This is a genomic window from Paraglaciecola hydrolytica, assembly GCF_001565895.1.
In the GTDB taxonomy this organism is placed as follows: Bacteria; Pseudomonadota; Gammaproteobacteria; order Enterobacterales; family Alteromonadaceae; genus Paraglaciecola; species Paraglaciecola hydrolytica.
This window is the reverse complement of the sequence record NZ_LSNE01000003.1, coordinates 523,664-537,328: the sequence shown is the minus strand read 5'-3', so window position 1 is coordinate 537,328 and position 13,665 is coordinate 523,664. Positions and strand designations below refer to the sequence as shown.

General features: G+C 40.2%; 14 protein-coding genes. 3 read left to right on the top strand and 11 right to left on the bottom strand.

All coding sequences use genetic code 11. From position 1 onward, the window contains the following. Position 1 precedes the first annotated feature (1 nt). The 7 genes from AX660_RS04940 to AX660_RS04910 form a co-directional block, all read right to left on the bottom strand. Complete coding sequence (locus AX660_RS04940; RefSeq protein ID WP_068373379.1) at positions 2-727, bottom strand: DUF1365 domain-containing protein; 726 nt, start codon at positions 725-727, stop codon at positions 2-4. Then, positions 724-1,977, bottom strand: a complete 1,254-nt coding sequence (locus AX660_RS04935) for an NAD(P)/FAD-dependent oxidoreductase (protein WP_068373376.1) — start codon at positions 1,975-1,977, stop codon at positions 724-726. The genes AX660_RS04940 and AX660_RS04935 overlap by 4 nt, the downstream gene beginning before the upstream one ends. Then, on the bottom strand, positions 1,974-2,699 hold the full coding sequence (locus AX660_RS04930; RefSeq protein ID WP_068373373.1) for an SDR family NAD(P)-dependent oxidoreductase: 726 nt from the start codon (positions 2,697-2,699) through the stop codon (positions 1,974-1,976). Before AX660_RS04930 ends, AX660_RS04935 begins: the two co-directional genes overlap by 4 nt. Beyond that, a complete protein-coding gene (locus AX660_RS04925) occupies positions 2,696-3,133 on the bottom strand; it encodes a nuclear transport factor 2 family protein (RefSeq protein ID WP_235594654.1) in 438 nt (145 codons plus the stop codon). Before AX660_RS04925 ends, AX660_RS04930 begins: the two co-directional genes overlap by 4 nt. Before the next feature lie 121 nt (positions 3,134-3,254). Next, positions 3,255-4,202 carry a YbgA family protein gene (locus AX660_RS04920; RefSeq protein WP_068373369.1) on the bottom strand — a complete coding sequence of 316 codons (948 nt, stop codon included), beginning with the start codon at positions 4,200-4,202 and terminating at the stop codon, positions 3,255-3,257. Positions 4,203-4,205: 3 nt separating this feature from the next. Next, positions 4,206-4,871: a ChrR family anti-sigma-E factor gene (locus AX660_RS04915; protein ID WP_068373367.1), complete on the bottom strand. Its 666-nt coding sequence runs from the start codon at positions 4,869-4,871 to the stop codon at positions 4,206-4,208. Next, on the bottom strand, positions 4,864-5,493 hold the full coding sequence (locus AX660_RS04910) for a sigma-70 family RNA polymerase sigma factor (RefSeq protein ID WP_082768740.1): 630 nt from the start codon (positions 5,491-5,493) through the stop codon (positions 4,864-4,866). Before AX660_RS04910 ends, AX660_RS04915 begins: the two co-directional genes overlap by 8 nt. A 377-nt stretch (positions 5,494-5,870) precedes the next feature. Between AX660_RS04910 and AX660_RS04905 the strand changes: the two genes are divergently transcribed. After that, entirely contained in the window at positions 5,871-6,311 is a 441-nt protein-coding gene (locus AX660_RS04905) for a type II toxin-antitoxin system RatA family toxin (protein WP_068373360.1), read from the top strand. A 1-nt stretch (position 6,312) separates the two neighbouring features. After that, complete coding sequence (locus AX660_RS04900) at positions 6,313-6,639, top strand: RnfH family protein (protein WP_068373357.1); 327 nt, start codon at positions 6,313-6,315, stop codon at positions 6,637-6,639. A 42-nt stretch (positions 6,640-6,681) separates the two neighbouring features. Here the strand turns inward: AX660_RS04900 and AX660_RS04895 are convergent, their stop codons facing one another. Genes AX660_RS04895 through AX660_RS04885 form a run of 3 tightly spaced genes read right to left on the bottom strand, consistent with a single transcriptional unit; the run spans position 6,682 to position 11,259 of the window. Continuing rightward, positions 6,682-7,365 (bottom strand): DUF2461 domain-containing protein, encoded by a 684-nt coding sequence (locus AX660_RS04895; protein WP_068373354.1) that lies wholly within the window; start codon positions 7,363-7,365, stop codon positions 6,682-6,684. 14 nt (positions 7,366-7,379) lie between these two features. Beyond that, a complete protein-coding gene (locus AX660_RS04890; protein WP_068373351.1) occupies positions 7,380-8,627 on the bottom strand; it encodes a response regulator in 1,248 nt (415 codons plus the stop codon). Beyond that, entirely contained in the window at positions 8,620-11,259 is a 2,640-nt protein-coding gene (locus AX660_RS04885; protein ID WP_068373347.1) for an ATP-binding protein, read from the bottom strand. Before AX660_RS04885 ends, AX660_RS04890 begins: the two co-directional genes overlap by 8 nt. 277 nt (positions 11,260-11,536) lie before the next feature. Here AX660_RS04885 and AX660_RS04880 point away from each other — a divergent pair, with 277 nt between their 5' ends. Beyond that, entirely contained in the window at positions 11,537-12,760 is a 1,224-nt protein-coding gene (locus tag AX660_RS04880) for an EAL and HDOD domain-containing protein (protein ID WP_068373344.1), read from the top strand. 74 nt (positions 12,761-12,834) lie between these two features. Here AX660_RS04880 and ppsR read toward each other — a convergent pair whose 3' ends face one another. Continuing rightward, positions 12,835-13,647, bottom strand: coding sequence for a posphoenolpyruvate synthetase regulatory kinase/phosphorylase PpsR (ppsR, locus tag AX660_RS04875; protein WP_068373341.1), 813 nt, complete (start codon positions 13,645-13,647; stop codon positions 12,835-12,837). Between the last annotated feature and the right edge of the window lie 18 nt (positions 13,648-13,665).

The window sequence follows — 13,665 nt, the reverse complement described above, 5'->3', positions numbered from 1 at the left end:
CTCAGCGTTGTGGATGGGGAATAAAAGGCACTTTTTTGAGAAAAAGCTTAAGTGCCTGCCAATAGATCGCCGCGACAATTTTTAGCGTCATTACCGGGGTATTGCGTAAGGTTAGCCATAACTGTCGGCGGCTAATTGTTTGTTTAGTTAGGCTAAGCGTGGCATCAAACAGTTTTTCTTGGCGGCGATTTTCAATATGCACCATCATGTGTTTGTCGGGCGGGGAGATACGCCAATGGTATTGCATGTCCATGTTCATAAAGGGTGATACATGAAATGTTTTATCACTGACTTGTTCGGCCAATAAATTAACTAAATAATAATGTCGTTGATTCCACGGAGTATTGCTGACTTCGGCCAGCATGTAGACACACTCACCATTTTGCTGGTAACAAAAGTAAAAATTAATTGGGCTAAAATACCAACCAAAACAGCGGCATTGAGCAACCATAATGGCTTTGCTGCCATCCCAGTTTCCCTCTAGGTTTTGTACTTTGTTTTGCAAACGGGCTTTAAGAGTTGTGCCTTGTTCTTGTACATAGTCAGACTCAACAAAACGCAGTGGGCTAAACCAACGGCGGCTTAATAGACGCGATTGATTTAACACGGTATCAAGCTCATCTAAATCTAAAGCCAACATAAATAATGAATAAGTAAAACGATGTTCAGCAACGCTGAAACGGCGATGTCTTACTTGGCCAGAATAGATAGCACTGTTGAGACTCATAAACTGATGCCAAAACGTTTTGCCACGTCGGTGGCACTGTGTACACCATCTTCATGAAAACCGTTATACCAATAAGCGCCAACGTAGTGAGTATGGGCAATACCACAAATAGCCAAACGTTGCTGCTGGGCAGAAATACTACTTTGATTAAATACTGGGTGGGCATATTGAAACGCCCCCAGGATCTTTTCAGGATGAATGGATTGTGTTTGGTTTAGGGTCACACAAAAGGTTTGTGTTGAGTTTAAACCTTGCAAAATATTCATGTTGTAAGTGACATGGGCAGGGCTATCACTGTCGCCATTTAAAGAATAATTCCAACTCGCCCAAGCCGCTTTACGTTTAGGCAATACTGAGGTGTCGGTATGTAATACCACATCGTTCATTTGGTAAGGCATGGCGCCGAGTATCTTGTGCTCATCGGCGCTGGCATCACCTAACAAAGCCAAGGCTTGATCGGAATGACAGGCAAATACGACTTCATCAAATTGTTGTTCACTGCCATCGGCAAAATGTAACTGCACTGAGTTATTAGCTCGCGTAACGGACTTAATCTGACTATTAAGTTGGATGTTGTCTTTAAAGTTGTTGATCAGCGGCGCGAGATACTCACGTGAACCGCCAGGCACTACATACCACTGTGGTCTATCGCTAATATTTAACAAACCATGGTGATGGAAAAAACGAACAAAAAATGCCAGTTCAAATTGTTGCATTTCGTTGAGACTGGTTGACCAAATCGCCGCTCCCATTGGCAAAATATAGTTCTGACAAAAGTAGTCTGAAAACCCTTCCGACTGCAAAAACTCGCCCAATGTGAGCTGGGCAGGAATTTTATTGCTGGCATAAAGCCCTTTGCATAAACGATTAAAACGTAAAATTTCCCTCAGCAATGTCCAAAAACGCGGATTAAACACATTTCGTTTTTGCGCAAACAAAGTTGCTAAAGTATGGCCATTGTATTCCAAACCCGTTTGTTGGTTTTTAACACTAAAGCTCATTTCGGTCTTTTGTGGGCGAATGCCAAGTTGCGCTAATAGCGTTAGAAAACGGGGATAAGTACGATCGTTAAATACAATAAATCCCGTATCAATCGCATGGTGTTGGCCATTGAGTGATACATCTATGGTGGCCGTGTGGCCGCCGATAACTGAATTTTTTTCAAATACCGTTACCTGATGTTTTTGACTCAGTAAGTAGGCGCTTGTTAGGCCAGAAATTCCCGAGCCAATTACCGCAATATTTTTCATTTTTGGGTATTCCTAGTGATTAAAGCGCGCCACCAACTAAAGGGTAACAGGGCGAGTAAGCGCAAAGAGAAAATCAATAAAAAGGGGAAGCGAATGTGGTGTTTACCTGCCTCCATACCTTTAAAAATAGCCTTTGCTGCCTGTTTTGAGCTAATACGCCACGGCATGGCAAAATCATTTTTATCGGTTAAAGGGGTGTCAACAAATCCGGGCTGGATCAAGCTGACACCAATATGATGTTGAGCCAGATCGATACTTAAACTATGGGCTAGATAATCAAGGCCTGCCTTGGATGCGCCATAGGCTTGAGCTTTGGGGAAGGGCAATATAGTCGCGCTAGAACTCACAATGCCAATGCGACCCAGCCCAATGACTTTAGGCAAAAATGCCTCAAGGCAATAGCCGACTGAAAGTAAGTTAACTTGAATAATGCGCGCAAATTGTTGACTATCAAACGCCATGACATCGTCAAGATATTCACAATCGCCGGCATTCAAAATGAGGTGCTCTAGCTGGTCTACTTGCTCAGCAGCCGCTTTTATTTGGGCTAACTGAGTTACGTCGAACACCAACTGCGTGATACGTGGTTGTCCATCAAATATTTGCGCCAATTTTTGAGCATTTCTGCCAGCCGCATAAACCTGATAACCCTCAGCCACGTAGTGTTCTACTAAGGCTTTGCCAATACCCGATGACGCGCCAGTGATTAAAACAGATTTCATTTGTTTACTCGCGATTTGATGTAACGGATGAGGCTACCAAGTAGGGGGATATGCTCAAACAGCATGGCGTTAGTGTCAAAATAGTCACGATGAAACGTAACCAAGCCATTATGGAATTCAATTTGGCTGTTGCCATCGACAATAATATTTTTGCCGCTCTTGAGCTTTGGGTGAGAAAAGGTCATTTGCCAATACAAAATCAAATGGTTATTGACTTCAAAACGCTGGTGGATTTCGAATTCGATACTGTCAATGTTTTGATAAAGGTTGGCAAAATAAGCCTTTAATTGATCCAAGCCATTTATTTCATGCAGGGGATCAATAAACTGAATATCTGGATGATAGATGCTGGTTAATAAGGCCAGATTGTTCTTATCTAATTTTTGGTATAATTCGACAAATTTTTGTGCGTGTTGCGAGCTAAGCATCGTCATCTACTACCTAATCGTTTTTCAGTTATTCAATATGAGTATAGATACGTTGTTAAACTTTTTTTGGATCAGTGGGGTTTAACTAAAATTATTAATTTTGTGGTAAATCTAGGTGACTATTGAGCTAAAAACTATAACGTAGAGGTAACTCTTTGGGATAAGGAGCGAGGTAAACCTGCGACGCGAGATAGGGATTAGGAAACTCACTTAAATAATGGTTAATTAAGGTAAGTGGCACTAATAAGGGGCTTAATCCCAAACGATAATCGTGGATTTTTTCGGTCAGCTCACGTTTTTGTTTAGCATCTAAATTACGCTGAAAATAACCTTGTAGGTGGTGGAGGGTATTAACGTGATTTTTACGACTGGCGACTTTTTTAAGCGCCGCCATTAACATTGAAATATAGCTCTGCTGCAACTCATCCAAGGCTTGCTTGGATTCACCTAATAACTTGCCAATGGTTTTATACGCGACAGGATCATGACTCATGAGCAAATATTTATGCTGGCTATGAAAGGTGATTAATTTGTGTTTTGTTAAGCCACTACTGAGTAAATTTAGCCATTTATTATAGGTAAATACGCGCAAGACAAAGTTTTCCCGCAGCTGGGCATCGATTAAACGTCCACTGTCTTCTACCGGTAAGTTAGGTTGGTTTTCCATGATGGCTTTAGCAAAAATACCAATGCCATCATAGTCGGCAGGTTGACCTTGTTGATGATAAACCTTGACCCGTTCTGTGCCGCAACTTGGACTTTTAGCGCAAAAAATAAAACCACTCAAGTCACGTTGTTGTGCTGCTATTTTGTTGCCATAATCGTGCAGCTCCCCATACACATCACCCGTACCATCATTTTGTTGCACCTCAATGCGTTCACCTACTTTGACCTGACGTATCGCTGGCCTTGGAGTGGGTAAACCAATAGCAACTTCAGGACAAAAAGCACGATATTGTACATAAGGTTCTAATTGCTCCATGCAAAACGCTGAGCGTTTATGCCCTGCATCAAAACGTACTTTTTGGCCGGTTAAACAAGCGCTAATGCCAATAAATATTGGGAGTTGCTGCATTACTTAATAAATCAATTTGCCAATGGGATTTAACGCTTTGCTTATCCCTTGGGTAAAATGTAAGGCATCATTGGCTACGGTATAACATAAACAGCCTAACTGGGTTTCAGGGCTATGGGTGTGTGTACCGTTTAACCAAATAAAGTCACCTGCTACATAATCCCCACGGGCATCACTAAAGTTACCTGCTAGTAGCAAGGTCAGTTCAAAACCTTTATGAGTATGTGGGGGGATGGCACCACCAGCCTCTATATGTAATAAATTGGCGTGTACCTCACCTTCATTTAAGTCAACTTTGGCACGGGCTAATTTTCCGAATTTCAGCCAATTAGATAATCGCACCGATTGTAAGGCGCGTGGCAATACATACTGCTGCCCCTTGATTTCGATGTGGCGTGCTTCGCTGTGATTGGGTATCAGCTCACTGTCATCCTCAGTGATGTTAGCGAGCATTAGGTCAAAAACACTGTCTGACTCAAAATCTATGTCATCTTCAATGATATTGCTATCACATAGCTGACGCATGGCGACTTCTTCTTGTTGCATGACTTGCTGCTGACATTGTTTACAAAGTTCTAAGTGAGCGGATACGGCAATAGACAAAGATGCGGACAGTTGCCCTTGTGAAAAATTGCTTAACAAAGATAAGCTCGGATGATGTTTAATCATTATGTTCTCCCATTTGCAAACGCAGACGAGCAAGTGCTAAGCGCAAACGCGATTTAACGGTCCCAAGAGGTAGATCAAGTTTTTGGGCTAGTTCTTCGTGTGAAAGTTGTTTGATGTAAATACCTATGACAATTTGTTGCTGGTTTTCTGGCAAGGTCGCAAGGTGAGTGTTGAGATGTTGGATCAGCAAATGATCATTAAAATCTTCATCATCGGCCAGTTGTGCCGTTTGTTCCAATGGCCAAATATCTTCACTCAACGTCTCTTCACGGTAAGTCTGGATTTTGCGCAGCATATCAAAGCTCATATTACGCATGACAGTGTATATCCACGTTGTGGGCGCACCTTTGTCGGCTTGATAAAGATGAGCTTTACGCCACACGTTGGTCATGGTTTCTTGGACTAATTCCATGGCTTCGGCTTCGTTTTTAAACTGTAGCCGACCAAAGTTTTTAATTTTAGGCGCAAAAAATCGAAATAGCTGGGCAAAAGCGACTTTATCACGACGAGAGCCAATGGCTTCGAGCCAAGCAGCTAGCTCGCTATGATTTATCTCCTTGGCTTTGGTTTCCAAAGGCACAGGCATTTTAGGTATCAATCTTGGTAATCTAGTGTGTAGCATTTTATAGTCCCATCTTGTCCGTCAATGAGCAATACGTAGCGATACTGAAAAGGGATCAATTAGCTTTAAAAATTGTTAAAAGTAGAGTGGGAGTGATGAAGAGAATAAGCGTGCAGCGATCATTATGATTGAACATCAAGGTCTAAATTAGGTAACCTAGGTGGTTTTTAAGTTATTAATAAAATTGTTTACCCGACATCATTGGAATTGCGCGGTGGCAAAAGACTGAGCCCCATGGCTATGACGGCATTTTTTTATATAAAAGAAGGGCCAACCTACATTGCTCGTGAGTTGTAGCTCGGGTTTCAGCCCGTCAGTATAGTAGCCAACAAAGTTGCAGTTTCAAGGATAAGCGGTATATATCGGTGGAAGAATAAATGCCCAATGTGTCACGTAGCGCTCTGGTTGGTTATAGCGCAGAAGCGATGTTTGATTTAATTAATGATGTCGCTCGTTATCCAGAATTTATTCCGGGCTGTGCGCAAACTGAAGTGCTGGCGCAAGATGAAGAGAGTATGCGGGCCTCGTTGTTGATCTCTAAAGCGGGGGTTAAACAATGGTTTACCACGCAAAACAACTTAAAACGGGGTGAATATATTCAAATGAATTTAGTGGATGGGCCGTTTTCTGAACTCACAGGTGGCTGGACGATCAAAACGTTGAATGCCAGCGCCTGTAAGATTGAACTCAATCTGGATTTTGCTTTTTCGAGTAAATTGGTTGAATTTGCCTTTGGCAAAGTATTTAACGCCATTGCTAGCAATATGGTGGTGGCTTTTACTGAACGAGCTAAACAAATTTATAGCTCAGGAGCTTAAGATGACCGAACAGCAAATATCTATTGAAGTCGCTTACGCTACACCTGAAAAACAAGCTTTGCTTGAAGTGGTAATAGAGCGAGGCACCACAGTTGAACAAGCTATTAAAGCCTCTGGTATTATCAAACGCTTTCCTGAAATCGATCTTGATGTACAAAAGGTCGGTATTTGGAATCGTACTTGTAAACTTTCAGATTGCCCTAAAGTAGGTGACAGAATAGAGATTTACCGACCTTTAATCGCCGACCCTAAAGAGGCGCGTCGGGTGAGAGCAGAAAAAGCGAAGGACGAAGGCCGAGCTAATAAAACCACCGGTGCCAAGTTGTAGCTTGTACAACAACACCGGTGCTAAGCATTAGAATCGCTATGGTTAAAAACGTAAGCCAAGCGCCTCACAGATAAATTTTTGAAATGGCTGGGCGCGACCAAAACGACTGGCCACTAGTTTACAAAAATCCCCTTGATACAAGTCTGCTTCTGATAGTTTGCACAGAGCAATAAAGTCTTTACGTTTGATTTCTTCGATAAGTTTATGATTAGCGTCATAGCCTTTGGGTGGGCGTATCAGGCTATCGCCGGCTAATTCATAGAAATCCCGAAAAGGCTGGTGTTCAATGGCATCTTGGTAAGGCCCAGGTTTAGCGACAATGTGCTCGCGGATGGTTTTTAAGGCGATGGGATCGGGATGCCAAGTGCCAACGCCTAAAAATATTTCATTTGGCGCAATGTGCAAATAAAAACCTGGCGCATGTACGTCTTTACCTACTTCATGTCTGAATTGAATACCCACATTGGTTTTAAATGGCGCTTTGTCTTTAGAAAAGCGCACGTCTTTATAAACCCGCATTAACGAGCCGCCGACTTTTTTGGCTGAAGCCTCATAGTGGGGCGATACCATACGGATCCAAGGCTCCATAGCCTCGATAAAAGCTAAAGCTGGTGTGCGGACTTTATCTTCGTAATCTTGTTTATGGGCGTTAAACCATTCTCGATCGTTATTGGCTGCAAGGTCGCGTAAAAATTGCACTAGGCTTGGCTCAAAGTGAGTAAACATCTTAGGTGTTTTTCCTATTTATTTTTATTTAGAAAACGGGTGAAGAGTTTACCAACAGTGGATTTATCTAAAGGTTTGATAATGTACCCTTTAGCTCCTCGCTCTAACGCTTTGGCCACTGTGGATTTGTTTTTATTACCCGATAACATAATGATAGGGGTGTCTTTATTAATACTACTGCCAGAAGTTGCTTGGTCTAGTATATAAATTCCATTGGTGTCAGGTAAATTTATATCCATTAACACTAAGTCATATTTTTTACTGGTTAAATTGGCAAAAGCTTGGCGACCATTTGCTACTGTTTCTAAATGAACCGAATAATTGGCTAACAACATCTTAGTTAATTGTGAGCTGATGATGTCGTCTTCTACCAGTAATATATTGGGTAAATTACTTGATTCTTTTAACAATGCTTCAGGATCGATGTTTTGCTGATAAAGTCGGTTAAATGCGTACTCTTGTTTGGGTTTTTTCTTGGTTTCATCGGCCTCAATATCGGCGTCTCCAGCAGTCAGGGCTGCTTTTTCTTCGTCCTCATCTTGGGCAAAATGTAATGCTTTTTCTAATAGCAAGAGTGCTTTAGATTGGAGTTTAAGCAGCTCAGGTCTAATTTCATCCGAACGAATTGACGCTAACGTTTCTTTTAAGCGCCTGATATCTAAGGTAACCGACTGATTCATTTGAATTTTACTAGTAGCAAGTTCCAATGCATTATCGATTTCAATCACACTGTGCTCAAAAGCATGTTTTAGATCTTCTTTGCGGGCCAAGCCTTTTTGCATAGACTGTTTTAATGGTTCAGCAAATTTATCAAGTTGTTGATTGGTTTTAGCTGTATCTAATGGACCCTGCGCGGGCTCTATACCCAGTTCAATAAACAGATGTTCACAGATTAATATAATGCGGTGCATCTCATAAATGGGACGCGCCACCATATAATCATCGATTATTTTAGCTTTGTAGGCTTCAAAAGCTTCTGCTTCACTTTGCCTTGGAATTAAAGCGACAACTCTGTGTTCACAGATGTCGTAATTACTGACAGCATCTAAGGAACGATAATAGTTATACAGACTTTTTTCGAGGGTATCTCCAGTCATTAAAAACACTTTAGGTGTTTTATCGACCAACAATTTACACACATCTTTGAGTTGGGTGCATTTAGTTAAGTGAGAGTAATGTTTTTGTAGAGTTGATAATACTAATTCATCACTATCTGGTTGAGTGATAAATAGAACAATGTGACTTTCCTTAGTGCTATTCATGGTTGCTATAATGCTCAATGATATTGTTTTGTAAAACATGAATGCTTTGTTTTACGTCTTGCCACAATGCTGACATTTGGTTGGTATTAAGTGCATGTTCACTAGCCTCTTCAATCAATTCACATTGATTTCTCAACTGCATAGCACCCACTATCATGGCGCTACTTTTTAAACTATGTGCCAATTTCCCCAATTTAATCCAATCTTGTGCCATGGCAGCGGCTTCCATATTGGCCATTACATTATTTAAATTGGTGGCAAACTGTTGCAAATATTGTATTTCTTCCTGTGGCTCAATATGCCCTATGATGTCATGGAGTTGGTCTAAATTTAACAGTGAATTCGAGTCTTGTTGTTTTTCTAATAGCCGTTCATCAATAAAAAAGTCAGTGTCATTAAATGTTATGTCTGCATCTTTGGTTGGCAACTCATTGAGGACTTCTGGTTTTTTATTGGCAGGAGGACGTGCTGATAATTGTTGCTCTTTGGCTGCAATGAGTTCGGCTAATTCCCGCAAAACTAATGGTTTCATGAGTATTTTATCGGCCCCACTGCTGGTGCATTCTTCACTGCAACGGGGCGTTTTATCCGCGGTTAAAATTAACATGGTGGCCACTGGCCTATCTTCCGCTTGTTCTATTTCTCTTAAAATAGTCAGCAGTTCTGCACCTGAAACGCCGGGCATTTGATAATCGCTAATAACCAGATCAAAGTTTTGCTGTTCAAAAAAGATCACCGCTTCTTCAGCTGACATGGCGAAACAGGTATCGATACCACAGGTACTAAATTGTTTCTTAAGTACAAACATATTATCGCTGTTATCTTCAACCACTAAGGCTCTTAACTTAGATTTTGCAGAGTAGGAAATTTGCTGCTCTACACTTGCTGGTTGACTAGATTTGCGTTGTGCGATAGTAATTAATTCATCGATAAACACTGGGGTGCGATGAACAACATGGTTGTTGTGTTTGAATTCCTCGTCAATATTATCAGAAAGATAAACTAACTGAGCATTAGGGAAATGATTGAGGCTGATTTGATCCTTTAGAAAATAAGTGTTGATACATAGCATTTCGGTGGGAGTTAGTTGTTTTGGTAAAGCCTCATAATAATGAGTTTTGAAACTTAAGGTCTCAGCATAAAACTGTAGTATTCGATAAAAATAAGGATCATTGGTGGCAATAATAGTGTCGGCAAATCCGTGGGTGTCTATTGAGTCTATTTCACTTGGTTCCGCAGCCAACAAAGGTAACTGCACGACAAAATTTGAGCCTTTACCTAACTCGCTTTTTAAATAAATTTCACCATTCATTAATTCACAAATTTTTTGGCAAATGCTAAGGCCCAATCCTGTGCCACCAAATTTACCGTGAATTTTATGGTTAGCTTGTGAAAACAAGTTAAAAATTGATGTTTGCTCTTCAGCTGCGATACCAATGCCATTATCACTGATGGTGAAGGTAATATAACCGCTTAATTCATCAGGTCGCACAACGACACTTAGTTCAGGATGAAGGCTTTGGTTAAACTTAAGGCCATTGCTGATAAGGTTAGATAAAACCTGACTAAGGCGCATTTCATCTACAGAAACTTCTTTCGGTAAATTAGGGTCTACATAAAGCAATACGGCGGTTGTCTTGGCATGACCGGAAAAGTTTTCTATTACCCTTTCGCATAATTTTCTGAGGTTAGTATTAATTGCTCTTAATTCTACTTTTTGGGCATCAAACTTACTAAAATCTAACACGGCATTTACTAAGCGTAATAATGATGAGGCGCTATTGGACATGCGTCTGATATATTCGTGTGACTGTAGCTGAGGCTCAAGCGACGATAGATCCAACAGGCCTATTAGCGCGTTAAGTGGAGTACGTACTTCGTGACTCATTGCAGCCATAAAATTACTTTTGGCATGACTTAACTCATTAGCTTCGTTATAGGCATTTTCTAGTTGGGCTTGTAACGCCTTATGCGTCGATTCATTAACCAGCAAGCCAATTCTTTCGCCACTAAAAGTAATACTGTCGCGATATTCATAAAATTGGCCGTTCGGCAAAGAAAAACTAAAAGAACATTCTTGTTTCTTGTTCAGTCGGCGTTCTAAATAACGAAAATATAAATTTTGTCTTGCAACATCATCGGGATAGATAGTGAGTATGGCGTTTCGCAGAAACTCCAGTAGATTAGTATTGTGCTGGTTTTCGGCGCGAGTAAAAGGAAAAATACTTTGAAATTGTTCATTGATTAAATCAATGCTGTTGTCGTTGTTACAAATAATGATGGCATCGGACATTTGATCGATAACATTAAGCAAGTTGTTGTAACGTTTGGCCAAGGCTGACGGTTTAGAATTGGCTATTTTGATCAGTGTTCGGCCATGAGCCATAGGCATGGCAGTGAGTAATTTTTCAGTTTTCTCATGTTGCCAAAAAACAAGTTCTTGCTCACCTTGCATCAATATTTTTGCTTTTTCGATTAAAGCTGATTGGTTTTCGACTAACACAGAGTCAAGTTGAAAAGCTTTGTTGGCGGACGTTAAATTTAACTGATTATCTAACACCATTACCGGATGAATAAATAAATCGATTACAGCTTGAGCCTTCGCTTTGTCGAAAATGCTTGCCTTATTCATAACGTAATTTTAATGCCTATATTATTACCTACGCTATCAGATTATGACTACAAGTCGACTAAGGCAAATGTATAATGAAAATATATACTTAAATTATTTTTTGCCTCTTGTGAATTAACAATGATGACTCTACTCACTAAAGTTTTGCAAAGCTCTGCTAATATTAAAGTTCAACATTTAGTTAAACGAGCTCTGTTTTAGAATTCGGCAAAGGCTTGTAAATTTTAAATTGGTCATTACTTAATTAAACCAAAGTTACTCAAGTAGGAATTTTTCAATGGACGAAACAATATTGTTAGCCAGACAGCCCATATTCGATGTGAATAACAAAATGGTGGCTAGCGAAATTTTATACAGAGGTAATGTATTACGTTCGTCAAAAACGGATAGAAACCTGATGGCTACTCGTGAACTATTGATCAATACCTGTACCAATATATTAAGTGACAATGTCAATTTAGATTTACCCATGTTGCTCAATATTGATGAGCAGTTTTTATTGGCCGATGACTTTTTCCCTGTGGCTCCACAAAACCTGATCTTTGAAATTTTAGAGACGGTTGAACCTAGTGAGTTGGTTTTAGAAAAATTGAAGCAATTGAAACGGCAAGGTTTTGAATTTGCTCTTGATGACTACTTATTAGAAAAATTTAAAACGCCGTTTTTTGAGTATTTAAAAATCATCAAAGTAGATGTTATTGATGTGGATTTTGCACTGCTTAAAAACACCTTACCAGCACTAAAGCAAACAGGTTGTTTATTACTCGCAGAAAAAGTTGAAACTCAAGCTGTATATGAAACCTGTCGAGAATTGGGGTTTGATTTGTTTCAGGGCTACTATTTCGAACGACCCACCCTTATTCAAGGGAAAAAAATCAATGTAAATCAGCGCTCGGCTCTGCATTTGGTATCGCAATTAAGTCGTGATGATATTGAAGTTAATGAGGTAGCAGAGCTAATTGCGCGCGACCCTGTTTTGACTGTAAAGATAATAGCCTTAATAAATTGTCCACTCTATCAGCTAGTAAGAGAAGTGACATCGGTAAAAGATGCGGTGGTTATTTTGGGTTTAAATGTGGTGAAACAGTGGGCTATGATCTTAACTTTAGTCTCACAAACTAAACAACCTATTGAGTTGTTTAGAACTATCTTAATACGAGCCAAAACGTTATCTTTATATGCCGAATGCTCACAAGATAAATTATTGAAATCTGACGTTTCTGAATGTTTTTTGGTGGGCCTTTTGTCTGGGATTGAGGCAATTTTTGAGGTTAAACTAGAAAACATACTTGAGCATTTAATGTTGGATGCACGCATAAAAGTCGCACTAATTGGCCAGGATAATAATATGGGACGATTGCTTAAAAATTATATGGCCATTGAGCGTTTTGATAATCAAATTTTTGAACAATTAAGTAATCAAGAAATCTGTCTGATCAATCGTTGTTATCGTGAATCACTCACCTGGGCAGATCAAGCGATGAACTATCTAAAAGAATAATGATGTGTTGATGTTGGTTACACTAGGCACAGCACAATAAGTTTAGATAGCCTATTTAAGTCCAAAGTTATGTTTTAGTATTTTCGTCGCTGTAAGCCAGTTTGAGCGAGGATTTTGGCAGAAATTTCTTCGATAGAATAACGAGTACTGTTTAAAAAAGGGATCTTTTCTTTGCGATATAAATTTTCTACTTCGCGTAACTCCATCCGACATTGGGCTAAGGATGCATAGCGGCTATTGGCGCGTCTTTCTGAGCGTATGTGATGTAAACGATCTGCTTCAATGGTTAAGCCAAATAACTTGTCTTTAAAGCGTCTGAGGGCCGGTGGCATTTTTAATACATCGCCCATGTCATCTTCGGTAAACGGATAGTTGGCGGCTTTAATGCCGTACTGTAGTGCCAGATACAAACTGGTGGGAGTTTTACCTGAGCGCGACACCCCAACTAAAATAATATCGGCTTCGCTATAATCTTTTAAGTTTGTACCATCGTCGTTGGCGAGTGCATAGTTTACAGCCTCGATTCGAATGTCGTAGGTTTTTTCGTGAATACTGTGGGTGCGATGTTTTTCGGGTTTAGAGGGGATCCCCAAGACCTTTTCTAAAGGTGCGACAAATTGATCGAGAAAATTATAATTAATGCCCACTGATTTTGAGATGATTTTACGTACCTCAACATTCACTATGGTGTAAAACACTAAAGGACGTTGTCCGTCATCTTGAAAACTTTCAGATATTTTGTTAACAACTTGTTGCGCCTCTTCGGGGGTTTCTACAAAGGGAATGGTGAGGTGTTTAAACTCCATCGTAAACAGGGAGAGGAGTGCGTGGCCAAAAACCTCCGCGGTGATGGCCGTTCCGTCCGAAATATAATAAGCTGTTCTCACAACATTTCCTTAACATTG

Excerpts from the sequence above, each read along its gene's own strand:
- AX660_RS04915 (WP_068373367.1), bottom strand. The coding sequence starts at position 4,871 with ATGATTAAACATCATCCGAGCTTATCTTTGTTAAGCAATTTTTCACAA.
- AX660_RS04940 (WP_068373379.1), bottom strand. The coding sequence starts at position 727 with ATGAGTCTCAACAGTGCTATCTATTCTGGCCAAGTAAGACATCGCCGT.
- AX660_RS04935 (WP_068373376.1), bottom strand. The coding sequence starts at position 1,977 with ATGAAAAATATTGCGGTAATTGGCTCGGGAATTTCTGGCCTAACAAGC.
- AX660_RS04900 (WP_068373357.1), top strand. The coding sequence starts at position 6,313 with ATGACCGAACAGCAAATATCTATTGAAGTCGCTTACGCTACACCTGAA.
- AX660_RS04910 (WP_082768740.1), bottom strand. The coding sequence starts at position 5,493 with ATGCTACACACTAGATTACCAAGATTGATACCTAAAATGCCTGTGCCT.
- AX660_RS04920 (WP_068373369.1), bottom strand. The coding sequence starts at position 4,202 with ATGCAGCAACTCCCAATATTTATTGGCATTAGCGCTTGTTTAACCGGC.
- AX660_RS04895 (WP_068373354.1), bottom strand. The coding sequence starts at position 7,365 with ATGTTTACTCACTTTGAGCCAAGCCTAGTGCAATTTTTACGCGACCTT.
- AX660_RS04925 (WP_235594654.1), bottom strand. The coding sequence starts at position 3,133 with ATGACGATGCTTAGCTCGCAACACGCACAAAAATTTGTCGAATTATAC.
- AX660_RS04905 (WP_068373360.1), top strand. The coding sequence starts at position 5,871 with ATGCCCAATGTGTCACGTAGCGCTCTGGTTGGTTATAGCGCAGAAGCG.
- AX660_RS04880 (WP_068373344.1), top strand. The coding sequence starts at position 11,537 with ATGGACGAAACAATATTGTTAGCCAGACAGCCCATATTCGATGTGAAT.
- AX660_RS04885 (WP_068373347.1), bottom strand. The coding sequence starts at position 11,259 with ATGAATAAGGCAAGCATTTTCGACAAAGCGAAGGCTCAAGCTGTAATC.
- AX660_RS04890 (WP_068373351.1), bottom strand. The coding sequence starts at position 8,627 with ATGAATAGCACTAAGGAAAGTCACATTGTTCTATTTATCACTCAACCA.
- AX660_RS04930 (WP_068373373.1), bottom strand. The coding sequence starts at position 2,699 with ATGAAATCTGTTTTAATCACTGGCGCGTCATCGGGTATTGGCAAAGCC.